General features: G+C 44.9%; 14 protein-coding genes. 3 read left to right on the top strand and 11 right to left on the bottom strand.

The genetic code is table 11. From position 1 onward, the window contains the following. Positions 1-71: 71 nt before the first annotated feature. The gene (rnr, locus tag ACED48_RS18465; protein ID WP_017055712.1) at positions 72-2570 is read right to left on the bottom strand and encodes a ribonuclease R; all 2499 of its coding nucleotides are present in this window, start codon (positions 2568-2570) and stop codon (positions 72-74) included. Between the two features lie 247 nt (positions 2571-2817). Here rnr and ACED48_RS18460 point away from each other — a divergent pair, with 247 nt between their 5' ends. Beyond that, complete coding sequence (locus tag ACED48_RS18460; RefSeq protein WP_017055711.1) at positions 2818-4227, top strand: amidohydrolase; 1410 nt, start codon at positions 2818-2820, stop codon at positions 4225-4227. Positions 4228-4388: 161 nt separating this feature from the next. Here ACED48_RS18460 and ACED48_RS18455 read toward each other — a convergent pair whose 3' ends face one another. Together ACED48_RS18455 and ACED48_RS18450 are read right to left on the bottom strand one after the other, a co-directional pair. Then, on the bottom strand, positions 4389-5024 hold the full coding sequence (locus ACED48_RS18455) for a tetratricopeptide repeat protein (RefSeq protein ID WP_017055710.1): 636 nt from the start codon (positions 5022-5024) through the stop codon (positions 4389-4391). A gap of 460 nt (positions 5025-5484) precedes the next feature. Further along, complete coding sequence (locus ACED48_RS18450; protein WP_017055709.1) at positions 5485-6801, bottom strand: adenylosuccinate synthase; 1317 nt, start codon at positions 6799-6801, stop codon at positions 5485-5487. Between the two features lie 172 nt (positions 6802-6973). Between ACED48_RS18450 and ACED48_RS18445 the strand changes: the two genes are divergently transcribed. Then, positions 6974-7162, top strand: coding sequence for a DUF2065 domain-containing protein (locus tag ACED48_RS18445; RefSeq protein WP_017055708.1), 189 nt, complete (start codon positions 6974-6976; stop codon positions 7160-7162). A 145-nt stretch (positions 7163-7307) separates the two neighbouring features. Here the strand turns inward: ACED48_RS18445 and hflC are convergent, their stop codons facing one another. From hflC to tsaE, 8 genes are all read right to left on the bottom strand, one after another. Next, positions 7308-8288, bottom strand: coding sequence for a protease modulator HflC (gene hflC / locus ACED48_RS18440; protein ID WP_017055707.1), 981 nt, complete (start codon positions 8286-8288; stop codon positions 7308-7310). Between the two features lie 2 nt (positions 8289-8290). Next, positions 8291-9493 (bottom strand): FtsH protease activity modulator HflK, encoded by a 1203-nt coding sequence (hflK, locus tag ACED48_RS18435; protein WP_017055706.1) that lies wholly within the window; start codon positions 9491-9493, stop codon positions 8291-8293. A gap of 27 nt (positions 9494-9520) precedes the next feature. Then, positions 9521-10828 carry a ribosome rescue GTPase HflX gene (hflX, locus tag ACED48_RS18430; RefSeq protein ID WP_017055705.1) on the bottom strand — a complete coding sequence of 436 codons (1308 nt, stop codon included), beginning with the start codon at positions 10826-10828 and terminating at the stop codon, positions 9521-9523. A 44-nt stretch (positions 10829-10872) separates the two neighbouring features. After that, positions 10873-11136 carry an RNA chaperone Hfq gene (gene hfq / locus ACED48_RS18425; RefSeq protein WP_017055704.1) on the bottom strand — a complete coding sequence of 88 codons (264 nt, stop codon included), beginning with the start codon at positions 11134-11136 and terminating at the stop codon, positions 10873-10875. Between the two features lie 193 nt (positions 11137-11329). After that, a complete protein-coding gene (gene miaA / locus ACED48_RS18420) occupies positions 11330-12262 on the bottom strand; it encodes a tRNA (adenosine(37)-N6)-dimethylallyltransferase MiaA (RefSeq protein ID WP_017055703.1) in 933 nt (310 codons plus the stop codon). Positions 12263-12358: 96 nt separating this feature from the next. After that, positions 12359-14587 (bottom strand): DNA mismatch repair endonuclease MutL, encoded by a 2229-nt coding sequence (gene mutL / locus ACED48_RS18415; RefSeq protein ID WP_017055702.1) that lies wholly within the window; start codon positions 14585-14587, stop codon positions 12359-12361. 51 nt (positions 14588-14638) lie between these two features. Continuing rightward, the gene (locus ACED48_RS18410) at positions 14639-16354 is read right to left on the bottom strand and encodes an N-acetylmuramoyl-L-alanine amidase (RefSeq protein WP_017055701.1); all 1716 of its coding nucleotides are present in this window, start codon (positions 16352-16354) and stop codon (positions 14639-14641) included. Next, the gene (gene tsaE / locus ACED48_RS18405; RefSeq protein WP_017055700.1) at positions 16348-16812 is read right to left on the bottom strand and encodes a tRNA (adenosine(37)-N6)-threonylcarbamoyltransferase complex ATPase subunit type 1 TsaE; all 465 of its coding nucleotides are present in this window, start codon (positions 16810-16812) and stop codon (positions 16348-16350) included. Before tsaE ends, ACED48_RS18410 begins: the two co-directional genes overlap by 7 nt. Positions 16813-17059: 247 nt before the next feature. Between tsaE and queG the strand changes: the two genes are divergently transcribed. Then, positions 17060-18202, top strand: a complete 1143-nt coding sequence (gene queG / locus ACED48_RS18400) for a tRNA epoxyqueuosine(34) reductase QueG (protein WP_017055699.1) — start codon at positions 17060-17062, stop codon at positions 18200-18202. The last annotated feature ends 667 nt before the right edge of the window (positions 18203-18869 follow it).

The following is an 18869-nucleotide window of genomic DNA, read 5'->3' as shown; positions in this document are numbered from 1 at the left end:
GTCTTTCGCCTGTTACTCTCGCATTCAATTAGTGAAACGCTAAACCGTGCTGGTCCTTGTAAACCTAAATATTAAGACTTATCCGCTTTTGGCTTACGACTTGCTGCCCGTTTTTTCTTAGCGCGAGCTTTAGCAGCACCGGTTTTATTCGCCGACTTCTTCTTATCAGACTCTTGAGTACTACCGTCTGGTCGCTTAGTTGGCTCAACCAAAGGCTTCGCAGACGTTCCTGGTTGATTGCTCTTTACTGCCGAGCGTTTCTTGCTCTTTGCCTTTTTCATCGCATCTGCTGCGCGTTTCTTGGCCGTTTTGCCCTTACCACGCGGCTGCCGCTCAGTGTCTTCCAAATCAAAGTCAATTTGACGAGTTTCTAAGTTAACCGCAGAAACCTTCACTTTAACCGAATCACCCAAGCGGTAGATATTACCAGAGCTCTCACCCACTAGGCGCTGACCAACAGCATCAAATTGGTAGTAATCATTCGCTAGCGCAGAGATATGAACTAGGCCATCAATGTGCAGTTCAGTTAGACGAACAAAGAAACCGAAGCCAGTCACGTTGGCAATAACACCATCCATCACTTCGCCGACATGATCTTGCATGTATTCACATTTCAGCCAGTCGTTCACTTCACGTGTTGCATCATCCGCACGACGCTCAGTCATTGAACACTGATCACCGTAGAAATCCATGTCATCGAACGTGTAGTGGTATCCACCCGTTGGTGTCCAACGTTCGCTGCTGCGACCTTCTTCTTTAGCGATTAAGTACTTAATTGCGCGGTGTAACAATAGATCAGGGTAACGACGAATTGGTGAAGTAAAGTGCGCATAACGCTCCAGTGCCAAACCAAAGTGACCCGCATTATCTGCGTTGTATACCGCTTGCTTCATCGAGCGTAACAACATGGTCTGAATTAGCTCACGATCTTCACGCTCATGAATTTTCTGCATTAATTCGGCGTAATCTGTTGGTGATGGAGATAACCCTCCTTCCAACGTTAGACCTAACTCACTTAAGAAGCTTTTAAAACCAACTAAACGCTCTTCTCCCGGTGTTTCGTGAACACGGTATAGAGCAGGCTCCTTCGCTTTTTCTACGTAAGACGCCGATGCGATGTTCGCGAGAATCATACACTCTTCAATGATCTTGTGTGCATCGTTACGGACTACCGGCTCAATACGGTCGATCTTACGATCCGCATTGAAGATAAACTTCGTTTCTACCGTTTCAAACTCAATCGCACCACGCTCATCACGCGTTTTCTTAAGCACTTTGTACATCTTGTGCAGTTCTTCAAGATGCGGTACTTCTGGCTCGTAACGCTCGCGAAGCTCTTCATTGCCATCTAAGATCGCGCCTACTTTGTTGTAAGTCAGACGAGCATGAGAGTTCATGACAGCTTCGTAATGTTTGTAGCCTGATAGTGTGCCTTTGTCTGAGATAGTCATCTCACACACCATACATAAGCGGTCGACTTGAGGGTTCAATGAACATAGGCCATTGGACAATATCTCTGGCAACATTGGTACGACTTGCGATGGGAAGTACACCGAGTTACCTCGGTTAATCGCTTCTTTATCTAGCGCTGTATCTGGACGAACGTAGTAACTTACGTCTGCAATGGCCACCCATAGGCGCCAGCCCCCGCCTTTTTTCGCTTCACAATAAACCGCATCATCAAAGTCACGAGCATCTTCACCATCAATCGTGACCAATGGCAGTTTACGTAGATCAACACGTCCTTCTTTTGCTTCTTCAGGCACATGCTCGCCTAGGTTTGCGATTTGCTTATCAACCGCTTCAGGCCACTCATTTGGGATCTGGTGAGTGCGGATCGCGATCTGCGTTTCCATACCCGGTGCCATGTTCTCACCGAGAACTTCGGTGACTTTACCCATCATGTTACGAGAACGACCACCGCGATCCGTAATTTCAACCACAACCACATTACCCATTCGAGCACCGCCTTTATGCTCAGTAGGGATCTGGATGTCATGGCTAATCCGTGAATCATCGGCGACCACATAAGAGTGGCCATACTCTAGGAAAAAACGACCAACAAGTGGCGTTTTGCGCTCTTCAAGAACACGAACCAAACGTCCTTCACGACGACCGCGCTTACTATTATCAGTCGGCTGAGCCAGCACGTAATCACCGTGCATGATGGTTTTCATCTGGTGATGCGGCAACAAGATATCGTTATCTTTACCGACACTGCCATCTGGGCGAACCCAACCATGACCGTCTTTATGACCAATCACGTAGCCTTTAATCAGTTCCATCTTCTCAGGCAATGCATAGCACTGACGACGAGTAAAGATGAGCTGTCCATCACGCTCCATTGCACGTAAACGACGACGCAAGCCTTCGTATTGCTCCTCACCCTCAAGACCCAAAGCTTCGAATAGATCGTTACGGTTCATTGGAATATTCGCTTTTGTTAGAAACGATAAAATGAACTCTCGGCTTGGTACTGGGTTGTCGTAATTTTTAGACTCTCGGTCTGCAAAGGGATCAATATTGGTTGTCGTGGTGGTATTTTCTGGCATCGGTGTTTTTTTTGACATAGGCGGGCCTGCTTAAGCAAGGAATGTATATACCCCTAGTATATCTGATGCTAGAGGTAACCTACAGATATGCTTTGGAAAAGCCTAAAATAACCTCAAATTGATGCATATTTCCCTTTGTTAAAAATGACTTCATCGCCATTATCTATCATCAGAACCTCAAGCAAACGATAAAACAAACGTTTGCTCGATAAATGAAATACTCTATGATTCTGATACTTTTCCCACTTCTGTTTCGAGTATTGATATGAAACTTAAACGCACTTTATTGGCTTCTGCAATGACAAGCCTAGCCCTATTTTCATTCGCCAGTTCAGCGATGGAAAAAGCAGATCTGATGATTACCGACGCTATGGTTCTCACGATGAACCAAGACAAAACGGTTTATGAGAACGGTACTGTTGTCGTAAAAAACAACAAAATCATTGCGGTAGGCGATGCTTCATTAGAGAAGCAATACCAAGCTAAGCAAGTACTCGATGTGGATGGCGATATCGTCATGCCCGGTCTCATTAATACTCATACTCACGTATCGATGACGGTTTTCCGTTCACTCGCCGATGATGTGCCCGATCGCCTCCATCGCTACATCTTCCCACTAGAAAAGAAACTGGTTTCGCGAGACATGGTCCGCATTGGTGCTAACCTAGGTAACGTTGAAATGGTGAAAGGCGGTGTAACCACTTACGCCGATATGTACTACTTTGAGGATGAAGTCGCGAAAACTGTCGACCAGATCGGGATGCGTGCCATTTTAGGTGAAAGCGTGATTAAGTTCCCAGTCGCCGATGCGGCCAATGCCGAAGAAGGGATTAAGTACGCACTGAACTTCATCGAAGAATACAAAGATCATCCTCGAATTACTCCAGCGTTTGCCCCACATGCGCCTTACACAAATACGACTGAGATCCTGCATAAAATTTCTAAACTCTCTATAGAGCTAGATGTGCCAGTGATGATTCACCTTGCAGAATCACACCGTGAAGAAGAGAAAATCGCAGAACGTTCAAATGGACTATCACCAGTTCAATACATGGACAGCATTGGTGCACTCAACAAAAACCTCGTTGGCGCACACATGATCTTAGTGGATGATCAAGATATCGAACTCGTGAAAAAGTCAGACATGGGCGTTGCTCATAACATGAGTGCCAATATCAAATCAGCAAAAGGCGTATCCCCTGCCCTTAAGATGTATGACGAGAACATACGTATCGGTTTAGGTACTGACGGGCCGATGTCTGGTAACACATTGAGCACAATTGATGAGTTCAACCAAGTGGCTAAGGTTCACAAGCTGGTTAATAAAGATCGTGCCGCAATGCCGCCGCTCAAAGTGATCGACATGGCAACAATGGGCGCAGCCAAAGCATTGCACATGGAAGATAAAATTGGTTCTCTTGAAGCAGGTAAGCTCGCCGACATCATAGTGATCGATACCAAGGCACCAAACATGGTTCCTGTGTACAACCCATATTCAGCCTTAGTGTACTCTGCAAACTCGGGGAACGTTCGCCACACCATCGTGGATGGCAAGATCATCATGCAAGACCGCAACATGCTGACAGTAGACGAAGATAAGATTCGCCAAGAAGCGCTCGATTTCACCAAAGTGGTTCGTGAAACGGTCATTGAGTCTGGTGAGGTTGTGCAGTAACGACGAACACTAGCTCGCTACGGTTTTTAAAAATAAAAAACAGTGCAGATCAAAAAGGCCTCGCGGGTATTCACCGGCGAGGCCTTTCTGTTTCTATCTACCTTAATATTGATGAGTAACGAGTGCAGGAGTTAATCATCAACCTAAAATAGTATTCGTGGTTACCAGAATACATCTCGGCGCTTGGCTCGAGCGATAATGTTTTCAGGCATCCTCTGCTCTAACCCACTTCTAAGCACAGTAATGCGCTTGTGTTGCCTTTGGTCTGCCGTTACCGAGTTATATAACCAGCGATAAGCATCTTCGTAATCTAGCGGGCTACCATAGTCACGTAGCAACAGCTCAGCTAAATGAATACTCGCACTTAGGTTCCCCATAGCAGCCGCTTCACGTAGATACGGAATCGCACGTTCTTTGTCTTGTTGAACCAAAGTACCACGAGAATAATAACGTCCCAGTTGCTCTAACGCGGTGGGTAAACCTTGATGTGCTGCGTTTTCCATATAATACAAACCAAGCTCTACGTCTTGAGGAACACACACACCCCACGCCAACATATCACCATATAAAAACTCATAAGAAGGCAAGCTAATACGCGTCGCACGCGCAACGATATCTTCAACTAACTGGCACTTATCAGCTTTCACGCGCTCTAGGTGTTGATTATTCTCAATTAATTTAATCAATTCAGCTTCTGTATATATTGGAACGGGCTCTCCCACATCAGCCAAATTTGCATGACTCAAGGGTGAGCTCAGCGCCATTATCAATGAAGCTGCTACAATTCGTAGCCTCATACCTGCACTCTATTATCTGTCGTTAAAGTTATCTATTGAGGGCGACAGAGGATTTCTACGCGCACAAAATAGGGTGAACTTCACTTTCCATGATATCTGTATCGGCAATAACCTTGACGGCTTTAGACAAAACTTGCCGCTAACGGGCAATATTTTGCCAGATGGCGTGCAAAATATCACCACCCAAAGCTATATACCAATCGTAGTAAATAACTGCTCACTCTAGCTTGTTAAAATACTCGATAACTTCGTTAGAATTTTTGATTGTAGAATAACTACTTATCGAAAAATTCTGCCTTGTTCTCAAGCATTTTTCCGGCGCTATTTTTGATCACTTACTTACTGTGATTGGTATTCGACTCTCAAATTGCAGGTATTAAAAAGCCGACTTAACAAAGTCGGCTTTTAGAAACGATTTAATTATCACAACACTTTATGTGCTGAATCACTCAGACAGGCATTACGCGCTGTATGGGTGAACCTTGATGATAGTTTCGTTACGATCTGGGCCAGTTGATATAATATCAATTGGCACGCCAGTTAGGTCTTCGATACGTTTGATGTAATCAAGAGCAGCTTGTGGAAGCGCATCAATTGATTTAGCACCAAATGTGTTCTCAGTCCAACCAGGCATAGTTTCGTAGATTGGCGTTGCTTCTTCAAATGACTCAGCAGCCATTGGAGAAACCTCTAGGATAGAACCATCTTTCATCTTGTAACCAGTACAGATTTTCAGTTCTTCTAGGCCATCTAGAACGTCTAGTTTTGTTAGACAGATACCAGATAGAGAGTTGATTTGAATTGCACGACGCATAGCAACCGCATCGAACCAACCTGTACGACGTAGACGACCTGTTGTTGCGCCAAACTCGTGACCAACATCGCCTAAGTGCTTACCAATTGGATCTTGCTTCTCAAGGCCATCGTATAGCTCAGTTGGGAATGGACCTGAACCAACACGAGTACAGTAAGCCTTAGTGATACCAAGGATGTAACCGATGTGACGAGGACCGAAACCAGAACCTGCAGCAACACCACCAGCCGTCGTGTTAGAAGACGTTACGTATGGGTAAGTACCGTGGTCGATATCAAGTAGCGTACCTTGAGCACCTTCGAACATGATCTTGTCGCCGCGCTTACGTGCTGCGTCTAGTTCGTCAGTTACATCGATAACCATCGCAGTTAGCATGTCTGCGTAGCTCATCGCTTGCTCAAGTACTTCTTCGTAGCTTACTGTTTCGGCTTTGTAGAAATGCTCTAGTTGGAAGTTATGGAATTCCATGACTTCTTTTAGCTTTTCAGCAAAGGCTTCTTTATCGAAAAGGTCACCAACGCGTAGACCGCGACGAGCAACTTTATCTTCGTAAGCTGGACCGATACCACGACCCGTTGTACCGATAGCTTTCGCGCCACGAGCGACTTCACGCGCGTTGTCGATAGCAATGTGGTACGGAAGAATTAGAGGACAAGCTTCAGAAATGAAAAGACGTTCACGTACAGGGATACCGCGATCTTCAAGAGGCTTCATTTCTTTTAGAAGTGCGTCAGGCGATAAAACTACACCGTTACCGATAACACATTTAACGTTATTGCGTAGGATGCCTGATGGAATTAAGTGAAGAACGGTTTTTTCACCGTCAATTACAAGTGTATGACCTGCATTGTGACCGCCTTGGTAGCGAACCACATATTTTGCATCTTCAGTTAAAAGGTCAACGATTTTACCTTTACCTTCATCACCCCATTGGGTGCCTAGAACGACTACGTTATTTCCCATCTTTCCAATTTCTGTTGCTAATTAAAAATGGATTCTAGCACTGAATCACGCTTCTTGCAGTCACTTTTTGTTCATAATCATCAAGGCCATTCAAAAACAAATCTGCGATAACTCAGGGCGTAGCTTTAAAGATGCTGATATCATTATCTTTTTATAAATATAAGGCAGCATGATGTCCCATTCAATTTGGCTCGCTATTGGGCTTGTTCTTATCGTCGAGGGGCTTGGGCCCTTAGTGGCACCAAACGGGTGGAGAAATATGGTTGCCCAACTTAGCCAGCAACCAGACACCCAGCTACGTCGCATTGGAGGCTGTCTTGTTGTCGCCGGAGCAGTTATCGCGTTCATGACTTATCGTTAGGCTTTCTCAAAGCACAACGCGGTTGAGCTGCCTCCCTGAAGTTCCAAAACAGTGAATTCTCAGCTGCCAGAAAACAAAAAGGCTCCCATGATGGGAGCCTTTTGATTTTTAACGCATTCTGCTAGTCATTAACTCACGAATCCGCTTATTTTGCTTGAATACCGCTTGCTTGATTCATGTAACGGAAGAAGTCTGTCTTCGGATCCAGTACTAGAATGTCGCTCTTATCGCTAAATGATGTCTCATAAGCTTGCAGTGAACGCATGAAACCATAGAACTCAGGATCTTTGTTGAAAGCATCTGAGTAGATCTTCGCTGCTTCTGCATCGGCATCACCGCGCGTGATTCGAGCGGTACGATCCGCTTCAGCAAGCACAGTCGCTACTTCTAGCTCAGCTTGAGCGCGAATAACTTCTGCTTTCTCACGACCTTGTGAACGGTGCTTACGGGCAACCGATTCACGCTCGGCACGCATACGCTTATAGATAGAGTCACTGATGTTGTCTGGAAGGTTGATTTTCTTCATTCGGAAATCAACAACTTCAACCCCAAGATCTTTAAACGCACTCTCACGAGTATCAGACAATACGTTTGCCATGATCTTATCGCGTTCACCATCAACCTCTAGCGCTTCTGCAGCCGCTACCGTTGTCACCACTTCGCTATCAGCAGAGTCTGGCAGAATATCCTCATTACGAGGACCTGACACGATTTGCTTAATTTCACGCGAACCGATCTCAGAACGTAATACATCCGTCACTTTACGCTCAAGTAGCGCTTCAGCCGTCAATGCATTACCGCCACCTGTTGCCAAGTAGTATTGACCGAAGTCTTGGATACGCCACTTAACGTATGAATCAATGATGACGTCTTTTTTCTCTGACGTTACGAAACGGTCTGAACGACCATCCATTGTCTGAATACGCGCATCAAGTGTTTTCACACGGTCGAACAATGGCAACTTAAAGTGCAGACCCGGTTCGTGGATCTGAGAGATATCATTGTTATCTTTCAATACACGACCAAAACGAATCACGATACCGCGCTCGCCTTCAGGAATCACAAATACTGACATTAGTAGTAAAGCCAACGTCACAACCAATACAGGGATCATTAACTTACGCATTATTAGTATCTCCCTTGACGTGAACTATCTGAACGAGTTTGAGTGCTAGACTTTGGATCCGCTTGAGTTTCTAACTCAATTTGATCGTAAGTCGATGGGGCTTTTGTCGAGCGCTTACCCGACTGACCTTCACCTTGAGCACCTAGCTTATCAATTGGTAGGTATAGCAAGTTACCGCTTGATTCTGAATCAATCAGCACTTTCGATGTGCTTGAGTACACTTTTTCCATTGTATCTAAGTACATACGGTTACGTGTTACTTCAGGCGCTGCTTGGTATTCCGGTAGCAATTTCTCGAACTGAGCCACTTGACCTAGAGCACCATTTACGATGCGCTCTGAATAACCAACCGCTTCTTTCTTCAAACGCTCAGCACGACCTGTTGCTTTTGGAAGAATGTCATTTCGGTATGCTTCAGCTTCACGTTCGAAACGCTCTTCATCCTCACGAGCCGCGATTGCATCATCAAATGCATCTTTCACTTGCTCTGGTGGACGTGCTGATTGGAAGTTCACATCAACAATCAGAATACCCATGTCGTAGCTATCGATAATACGATTTAGCGTTTCTTGAGTGCTTTGACGAATCTGTTGACGGCCACTCGTTAGGATACTATCCATCAGTGAATCACCAATTACCGCACGAAGCGCAGAATCGGTTGCTTGACGTAAACTATCGTCCGCATTCGTTACACGATACAAGTATTTGTATGGGTCAGAAACACGGTATTGAACGCCCATCTCAACGGTCACAACGTTTTCGTCTTTTGTCAGCATAGTGCCTGAAGCACGTAGCGAACGAATCGCTTGAACGTTTACCAGTTGTTCCGCTTTAACTTCATCGATGAAACGTGGGTGCCAGTTAAGGCCAGGTTCTTCGATACGATCAAACTGACCCAGTCGAAGCACGACGGCTCTTTCTGCCTCACCAACCGTGTAGAAACCAGCGAAGAACCAGATAGCAATGGCAATAACGGCAATGACACCAAAGCCAATTGCACCGCCTCCACCAATAGATGGTCCGTTACCGCCACCACCTTTTTTACCAAACTTGCCACCTAACTTTTGACTTAGTTTATTAAACACTTCGTCTAGATCTGGCGGTCCTTGATCTCGGCCGCCGCGATTATTTTTATTACCCCAAGGGTCATTATCGCGGCCGTTATTATCACCGTTGTTATTATTTCCAGGCTCATTCCACGCCATTAGAAAGCTCCATCATTTGATATGACGTTATACTGTAGCAGTCTCTTTGGTAACGATAAAGTCACCTAAGAGCGCCCCTTCTCTTTTTTCAAGTTTAGACCAATCTATTTGTTGCATTCGGATATCTATCAACAAGTTACCATTTTCATCATACTCTTCTTGTTGAATACATTTCATCTCAAAGAATAAGCTGCGAATACGGCCCTGATGTTGATGTGGAATACACAACCGGAATTGAACCATCTGGCTAGCTAAACGCTCAGTTAAAGCTTCAAACAGCAGTTCAATACCTTCTCCTTCCATTGCAGAAACCCAAACAGCGCGAGGTGCGCCCTCTTCGTCTCTTTCAATTCGAGGTTTTTGGTCTTCCATGCAGTCAATTTTATTCATGACTACAAGGGTTGGCACTTCATGAGCATCAATTTCTTCTAATACTTCATGAACCGCCTGAATGTTCTCACGAAAGCGGTCATCACTGGCATCAACAACATGTAACAAAATGTCAGCTTCCTGCGTCTCTTGTAACGTAGCCTTGAACGCAGCGACCAAGTCGTGTGGTAAATGACGGATAAAACCTACGGTATCTGCGAGAATTGCAGGCCCGACATCTGCCAAATCAATCTTACGTAGTGTTGGGTCTAAGGTTGCAAACAGTTGGTCTGCCGCATAAACACCTGCACTAGTAATACGATTGAAAAGTGTTGATTTCCCTGCGTTGGTATAACCAACCAAAGAAATTGTTGGGATTTCAGCTCGATGACGAGCACGTCGTCCTTGTTCACGTTGTTTAGCTACTTTTGCTAAACGACGCAGTATTGCCTTTATACGGTCACGCAACAAACGTCGATCAGTTTCCAGCTGAGTTTCACCTGGACCACGAAGACCAATACCACCTTTCTGCCTTTCAAGGTGAGTCCAACCACGAATCAGTCGAGTAGAGATATGACGAAGTTGAGCGAGCTCAACTTGTAGCTTACCTTCATGAGTTCGCGCACGTTGTGCAAAGATATCTAAGATCAAGCCCGTGCGATCAATCACACGACATTTACACAATTGCTCGAGGTTTCGCTCTTGGGCAGGAGAGAGAGAGTGGTTAAAAATCACAATTTCAGCACCGGTCAGCTGAACGGCTTGAGCGATTTCTAGGGCTTTACCTTCTCCAACGTAGTATTTAGGGAGTGGGGATTGGCGGCTACCAGTAATCACTTGTAGCGTTTCTACCCCCGCAGAGGAGACCAGCATTTCACATTCGCTTAGGTCTTCCCATTCTCCCTCTTGCGTGAAGTTGATATGAACAAGTACGGCTCGCTCGCCGGATTCATAACGGTCAAACAAGCAACCAACTCCTTATTACAGCATGTGCTGTATTCGTTAAATAATTAATCTTCAGTCTTCTCTGGACGATCAGATGGCGCACGTTGCTCGCCGTTGTGGTGACTAACCGCACGAGCAGGAACCACAGTAGAAATCGCATGCTTATAAACCATCTGGTTTACTGTGTTCTTCAATAAGATCACAAATTGATCGAAAGACTCGATCTGACCTTGCAGCTTAATGCCGTTAACAAGATAGATAGAGACTGGAATGCGCTCACGACGGAGTGCATTTAGGAATGGGTCTTGTAGCGATTGCCCCTTAGCCATTTTATTTTCCTTATTTGTATTTTGTTGTAATTATTTAGCTAGTGGTGCACAAAAAGGTGCGGCCTTTGCATCTGAGCTAAATGAATAAAAAAACTCCGTTGTTATTGAAAGGCTGTGATTTTTTAAAAGCCTCAATAACGGATCCTTTCCAGAGTATATTCACGCAAAAGCGATCACATTATACACAGCAATACTAATCAGATGCTATTGCATCTGAAAGAGTTTCTAACGCTTGTTCAATGTTTTCGCTATCTAACCAAGTTAAATCATCCCAACTGCGCAACCAGGTGATTTGTCGCTTGGCCAACTGACGGGTTGCACAGACACCACGGAAAACCGCTTCGTCTAAATCACAATTCCCGTCTAAATAATCCCACATCTGCCTATAGCCAACGCATCGGATCGATGGGAGCTCTGGGTGAAGATCTTTTCTGGCGTACAACGCCTTCATTTCCTCTTCAAAACCCGCTTCTATCATCTTCTCGAAGCGCAGCTCAATACGGCGATGGAGTTCTGTCCTTTCCTTGGGAGCTATAGCAAATTGTTTTACACGAAATGGCAGGCTATCGCCTTTCGTTTGAGTGAGCTCAGTTAATGTTTTACCCGAAATTCGATAAACTTCCAATGCCCTTGAAAGCCTTTGTGGATCATTTCGGTGTATTCTTTCAGCTGAGACGGGATCTATCTCTCTTAATTGATCGTGCAGTGCTTGCCAACCTTGCTCGATAGATTCCGCTTCAATTTGCTTACGAATCTCTTGATCCGCGGCAGGTAATGGCGATAAACCTTCCAACAAGGCCTTGTAATACAGCATTGTGCCACCGACCAGTAGCGGGATTTTGCCTTCCGCTACAATCTTATTCATTTCATTGATCGCATCACGACGAAAATCTGCCGCCGAATACGCTTCGCTGGGATCCAGAATATCAATCAAGCGATGAGGCGCAAGCGCGAGCTCTTCCGCATCCGGTTTAGCGGTGCCAATATCCATATCTTTGTAGATCAATGCCGAATCGACACTGATGATCTCTACTGGGAACTTCTGACGTAAGCGGATAGCTAAATCTGTTTTTCCTGATGCCGTTGGGCCCATTAAAAACAACGCTAAAGGTAATTTTTCAGTCATGATATTTAGTATAATTTTCTCTGTTAGAGCCTTTATAGCAAAGGGCTTTATGTCGCGATACATTCAGCTGAAAAGATAAATGTGGTCGCGAAAAAGTTAAACCGAAAACGCGGCTATGGTCGCTGAAAAATCGATAGGATGAACAAACTCAGGATCATCTAATGGAAGTAGACCATGCCAAAGCTGTTCAAGTTCCCCAACGAGCTGAACCGCTTCAGATAAAGTGTAGTCGCTTTTTACTTGCGCGGTTTGAATCCCGATCCAGGAAGCCAGTGATGGCAACAGGTCGTTAGCAACATTAGCCGCGTGATGCTCTACAATCTGGCCGTTTATTGAAGCCGCGTAAGATAACAGATCTGGGATCAAAATTTGTAAGTTTTGCTGTCTCAAGGGCGAAGGCACGCCCATCACCATCACCGTCTCACTGTTGCGAGCCTTAAGCTCAATACCAAGTAGCGTCAGTGTTTGGCTTAATGCTTTCGCTACCTCGACAAGTTCACTACCAAGCTTAATAGATAAAGGCACTAACAACGGTTGGCTTTTCAACGGTCCACTTTGAGTATCCATCTGACCAATAACACGCAACAACTCAGCCTTGGCTAAAGAAACCAATACACAGCCATTTTTATTGCCCATCACGAGGTACTGACGCTCTACAACGGTAACCGCCTTCCCCAAGTCAGTTACCGGAGCTCTTGGTTTCGTATCAACGGGCTTAATATCGTCAGGAGTATTCGAAATCGAATTCCTCTGCAAAGGCGCAACGTTTGCCTCTGATCTATCCACAACGACTTGCCTATCCACAACGGCTTGTTCATCAAAATCAGGGGTTTTTAGAAGCTCTTTGTAAGCTTTCACTTCGCGCTTAGAAGGCGCGGGATCAGCATGGTGTTGGTGCGACTCTTTTTCTTTCTGCGGTGCAGGGCGAGACTCTATCCATTCTTGACGAGGAGAGCCGGTAAAATTGGTTTCACGCTCAAGCGAGCTGAGGTGAGTGGACGAGCTTACGTTAGTTGATGAATTTGGGCTGGTTGATGAACTGGAGTTAGTTGATGAAGCATAGTCTTGCCCGCCGTCATTAACACGATCTTGAGACCGGTTAGAAGCTCGTTCAGGTTCTGATTTTCTTGGGTAAGCTGGCGTTTGCTCAATAGCCTGTCGCACCCTTTCTGACACTAAGTTTTGCTCTGAATCGGCAGGCACAGTGTCTTCTTGTTCGGAAACATTGGACGCATCGCTAGATTCAGAAACAGCACCGTCTTGCTGATAATGATCGACGTCTAATTGATGAAAAGCCGACTGATTAATTGGCGCAGCGTCGATCTGTTTGCTTTGCGCAAGACCATCACTCAATGCTTGGTAAATAAAATCATGCACAAGACGTGCTTGATGGAAACGCACTTCATGCTTGGCAGGGTGCACATTGACGTCGACTTGATGCGGGTCTAGCTCAATGAACAACACATACGTCGCAAATTGGTCTGGTCGAAGGCTAGTTTCATAGCTTTGACGGATTGCATGGTTAATCAATTTGTCGCGCATCATACGGCCGTTCACATAGCAGTATTGCAGATCGCTTTGCTGCCTTGCTCCTTCAGGCGTGGTGATCCAGCCATGAAGTTTCAACCCTTGATGTTCGAGCTCAATCTTAAGCATATGACGGACAAAAGCATTACCACACACGGCTGCAATACGCTTTTCAGCCTGAACATCGGTTTTGGCCGCACGGTACTGACGAATCATCTTGCCGTTGTGACGCAGGTTGATCGTCACATCAAAGCGGCTTAGCGCAATTCGCTTAAGCAGTTCATCAATATGAGTAAATTCGGTTTTCTCGGTACGTAAGAACTTGCGCCGTGCTGGTGTATTGAAGAACAGATCCAACACCTCAACCGAGGTACCAATAGGGTGCGCAGCAGGCTGTAGTTTAACCTGCATCTCTCGCCCTTCACTGTGTGCAGCCCAAGCTTGATCTTGAGTTGCAGGGCGAGAGGTCATGGTTAAGCGTGCGACAGAGCTAATACTCGCCAACGCTTCACCACGAAAACCAAGGCTGACGATCGCCTCAAGGTCATCAAGGGTATGGATTTTGGAGGTAGCATGACGGCTCAATGCCAACGCAAGCTCATCTTTAACGATCCCCTTGCCATTGTCACGAACGCGGATCATCTTGGCGCCACCTTTCTCGATATCGATATCGATACGTGTGGCACCTGAATCCAAACTGTTCTCTACCAACTCTTTGACAACAGAGGCAGGCCTTTCTACCACTTCACCCGCTGCGATTTGGTTAGCTAACCGAGCTGGCAGTATTTTGATCGTCATATTCATAGCTACCTTACTGCCATTGTTGGAAACATGTCTGCGTTAAAAAGCTTATTTGTGCGGAATAATCAGCACTTGGCCGACGGCTAAACCATCGGATCGTAGATTGTTCGCTTGGCGAATACTGTTAACGCTCACGCCATACTTAGAAGCAATCTTGCCAAGATAATCCCCTCGTACGACTTTATGCTTACGTAAGGGTACATCTTTCACCTCAACCGTAATACGTAACTTTTGGCCCACTCTCAGGGTTTCAGACTTCAAACGGTTCTCGCGCTTAATGTCCGCGACCAAAACTTTATAACGGCTGGCTATCTTGCCGAGGTATTCTCCAGACTTAACCGTGTGCGTTATGGTCTTGGTTTTGACTACACTGCTAGATGATGAGCCTGAAGCGCTGCTTGGGATCTTAAGCACTTGGCCGATTGCTAGGCTACTCGATTTCAGGTTATTGAGTTTCATCAAGGCCTGCGTCGACGTGCCATATTTGCTGGCAATCACAGATAGCGACTCGCCACGAGACACCTTGTGTTGACTAACGCTACCCGTTGAGGATGTGGCATTCGACAAGATAATCCCTTCAGGCGGATTCGCTTTCAAATACTTAACGACCGCTTTGGTCACAGCACGCGCAAGTTTATCTTGGTGCGAACGTTGGAAAAGAAGCTTCTCTTCCGTCGGATTAGAAATAAAGCCTGTCTCGACCAATACCGATGGAATTTGTGGGGAACGCAATACTGCCAAACTAGTATTAATCGGCTTCCTATTATGCAGCCTTGCGACCTTACCCATTTCCGACAGAATCGCCGCTGCCAATTTATAGCCTTCTTTTTGAGAGTGACTAAACTGCAGGTCAAGCAAGGTTTGGTTGACATTCTTATCATACATATTGCTAGTGAAAGCCGCGCCGCTACCACCCAATAATTCGGATTGTTTCTCTTTGTTTTCAATCCAACGTGATATTTCGGTATTCGCACGTCGAGTATTCAACACAAACACCGATCCCCCTCTGGGTTGAGGTGTCGTAAAGGCATCCGCGTGAATAGAGATCAGCAGGTGAGCTTCATTCTCACGAGCAATCGCAACACGTCGGTTCAAGTTCACAAAGTAGTCGGCATTGCGTGTTAAGCGCGTCGTGATTCCTGGCACCGCATTCAACTGGGCTGCAAGCTTACGAGATATACTCAAAGTCGCATTCTTTTCGTACTTACGAGTTGGGCCAATCGAGCCTGGATCTTCACCACCGTGGCCAGGATCTATCACGATCAGAATATCTTTCTGGCGCTTAACCTGATTAATGTTTTTACTTATCGTTGACTTACTCGGCGTGGACTTATCTTTACTGATAGCACCATGAGGGAGGTCAATCACCAAACGGTGACCATATTGACCACCTGGCGTTGGGCTGAGTTTAAACAAATCGGCTTCAGACGACCTTTTCAACTCAAACACCAAGCGATAAGTGTTTTTCTCTGGTGGGGAACTCTTACGGACTTTCGACAGAATAGGGCTATCTTTCACCACGACAGGCAACTGGGTCGCAAGGTTGGTATTTTTTAAATCGACAACTAAACGACTCGGGCTACTCAGAGTGAAATAACTAAAATCAGCTTCCGATTGCAGATCGATCACCACACGAGTTTCTTCAGGAGAAGGCCAAACCCGCAAACCTTTAAGTGAATTAGCAAAAGAAAGTGAAGAAAACAGTAAAGATAAAATAGCAGCCATCATGGCTGCTGTAGAAAAAAGGCGTTTAGAAATCAACATAAATCCAACTGATTAAGTAAGCGCTGTCCGTATTCACTGTTAGCGGTTAAAGAAACAATACGGTGATCGTCTTGGTAACGAATCTCAATATCCAAATCAGCTTCCGGTAGCATCCCGTAGCCTTTCTCTGGCCACTCCACCAAACAGATAGCATCTGGAGTAAAGTAGTCACGAATTCCCATGAACTCTAACTCTTCAGGATCGGCTAAGCGATAGAGATCAAAGTGATACACCTGCCAGTCTGCAAGTTGATAAGGTTCAACTAGAGTATACGTTGGGCTCTTTACATTTCCTTGATGGCCAAGTGCTTTTACAAAACCGCGACTGAAAGTCGTTTTACCGGCGCCAAGATCACCGTGCAGATAAATAGTCGTCTGCTGTGAGCAAAGATTAGAAAGCTCCGTTCCTAATTGAATCGTTGCTTGTTCATCTTTCAAAGTAAATTGCTTAATGCTCATGAATACGTTCTCTAAAAATCGATCGTTGACTATATAAAAATCAAAAGAACAAGAATAGTAAACCGTGATGCTTTTAGGAAACAAGCACTCAAGTGTAAGTTCTGTGAAAAATACTGACGAAAATACGTCTGTTCTGGTCAATACCGCTAAGATCCGTTAAGATCCGCCCCCATTTTTGCCGAACCTAATTTTAATTAGCCTTATCTCTAATTGTAAAACAGAGAAAATAAGAATTAAGAATCAAGCCATGAACCTAGACCATCTTGCTGAAAAAATTAAAATTTGGGGAAAAGAGTTAGGCTTTCAAAAAGTTGGCATCTGCGATGTTGATTTAAGTGAACACGAAGCTCCTCTTCAAGCATGGCTAGATGCGGGTAATCACGGCGAAATGGATTGGATGGCTCGGCATGGAATGATGCGAGCACGTCCTGATGAGCTTCATCCTGGAACGATTCGAGTGATCAGCGCCCGAATGAACTACCTACCACCAGAAGCGCAGTTTGCTTCTAATCTCAGCGATACCACTCAAGGCTATATCAGTCGTTATTCATTGGGCCGTGACTATCACAAATTGTTCCGTAACCAATTGAAAAAGCTGGGCCAAAAAATTGAGAAAGAAGTCGAAGGTTTAGATTCACGCCCATTTGTCGACTCTGCACCAATTTTAGAAAGGCCTCTTGCTCAAAAGGCTGGGCTGGGTTGGACAGGCAAACACTCACTAATCCTAGATAAAGAGGCCGGTTCTTGGTTTTTCTTAGGAGAACTGTTAGTTAACATCCCTCTTCCGGTCGATGAACCCAGTGTCGATGAATGCGGAAAATGTACCGCCTGTATCACCTCCTGCCCAACCGGTGCCATTATTGATGATGGCATAGTGGATGCTCGCAAGTGTATCTCTTACTTAACCATCGAGTTCGACGGTATTATTCCGGAAGAGTACAGAGAAGCGATTGGTAACCGTATCTACGGTTGTGATGATTGCCAACTCGTATGTCCTTGGAATCGTCATGCCGATATTACCGACCAAAAAGATTTCCACCGTCGAGAAGATTTCGAAGAGTCCGATCTGGTTGCTCTTTCAAGCTGGGATGAGGCTACTTTTCTCAAAAGAATGGAAGGTTCAGCGATCAGACGTATTGGACACACCCAATGGCTGCGAAACATTTTTGTCGCCATGGGCAATGCGCCTTTTCAACAACGCATTGTTGAATCATTAGAATCGTATCGCGGTCAAAGTGAATTATTGGATGTTCATATTGAGTGGGCTTTGGGAAAACAACTACAACAGTTACCGAACGCTAACAGGGAACAAGAAGGTCACAACAAAGTGTCTACCAAAAAGCACCGACTTATTCGTATTGTTGAAAAAGGCTTACCAAGAGACGCCTAGCCCTTTGTGCATCAACACTTAACAAACAAACTCATATCAATAGTCCAATATTCGACACAACTAGTTGCACATAATTTTCGAACAATGTTTGACCTTGTTCTCAATTTAACAATGTGGAAAAAATTCAGATCTCTCGTAAACATCCGACACCTACACAAAGTTAAACACAGTACCGATAAATGATTAAGATCAAAAAACAACAAGTTAACGATCTTTTATAAATTCAAACAAACACTAGAAAATCCATATAAAACAATAGCTTAATAGATATTCAATTTGAGCATTGTCTTAAAAACAAGAAAGATCTTTTTGATATATATAAAGAATCAAGCCTGAAATAACTTTATCAACCAAGTTATCCACATGGAAGAATTTGTGGATAAGTCTGTTTATAGATATGAAAAACCTCAAGTAGCTGCTTCAGAGACCTGATGTTTACTAGCATTCCAGTTGCTAAGGAAAATTTAAGACAAAAAAATATCCACCGTGATGGAGGATTATTTGCTTTTTTGGGGAATTATGCTTCGCAGCATTAAAGAAAGAGCGTGACCTTCAAGGTCGCCTTTAAACGCAGTGGTTCAAAGAATATTATTAGCTTTTTTAGAAGAAAGCTGGAGCGATACATCGGGTTCGAACCGATGACCTCAACCTTGGCAAGGTTGCGCTC

Source organism: Vibrio sp. 5S239, from assembly GCF_041439575.1.
Lineage (GTDB): Bacteria > Pseudomonadota > Gammaproteobacteria > Enterobacterales > Vibrionaceae > Vibrio > Vibrio kanaloae.
This window is presented reverse-complemented; position numbering and strand designations above follow the sequence as displayed.

Coding starts and splice junctions, on each gene's coding strand:
- hflC (WP_017055707.1), bottom strand. CDS start 8,288: ATGCGTAAGTTAATGATCCCTGTATTGGTTGTGACGTTGGCTTTACTA.
- rnr (WP_017055712.1), bottom strand. CDS start 2,570: ATGTCAAAAAAAACACCGATGCCAGAAAATACCACCACGACAACCAAT.
- tsaE (WP_017055700.1), bottom strand. CDS start 16,812: ATGAGCATTAAGCAATTTACTTTGAAAGATGAACAAGCAACGATTCAA.
- ACED48_RS18410 (WP_017055701.1), bottom strand. CDS start 16,354: ATGTTGATTTCTAAACGCCTTTTTTCTACAGCAGCCATGATGGCTGCT.
- queG (WP_017055699.1), top strand. CDS start 17,060: ATGAACCTAGACCATCTTGCTGAAAAAATTAAAATTTGGGGAAAAGAG.
- ACED48_RS18445 (WP_017055708.1), top strand. CDS start 6,974: ATGTCCCATTCAATTTGGCTCGCTATTGGGCTTGTTCTTATCGTCGAG.
- mutL (WP_017055702.1), bottom strand. CDS start 14,587: ATGACGATCAAAATACTGCCAGCTCGGTTAGCTAACCAAATCGCAGCG.
- ACED48_RS18460 (WP_017055711.1), top strand. CDS start 2,818: ATGAAACTTAAACGCACTTTATTGGCTTCTGCAATGACAAGCCTAGCC.
- miaA (WP_017055703.1), bottom strand. CDS start 12,262: ATGACTGAAAAATTACCTTTAGCGTTGTTTTTAATGGGCCCAACGGCA.
- ACED48_RS18450 (WP_017055709.1), bottom strand. CDS start 6,801: ATGGGAAATAACGTAGTCGTTCTAGGCACCCAATGGGGTGATGAAGGT.
- hfq (WP_017055704.1), bottom strand. CDS start 11,136: ATGGCTAAGGGGCAATCGCTACAAGACCCATTCCTAAATGCACTCCGT.
- ACED48_RS18455 (WP_017055710.1), bottom strand. CDS start 5,024: ATGAGGCTACGAATTGTAGCAGCTTCATTGATAATGGCGCTGAGCTCA.
- hflK (WP_017055706.1), bottom strand. CDS start 9,493: ATGGCGTGGAATGAGCCTGGAAATAATAACAACGGTGATAATAACGGC.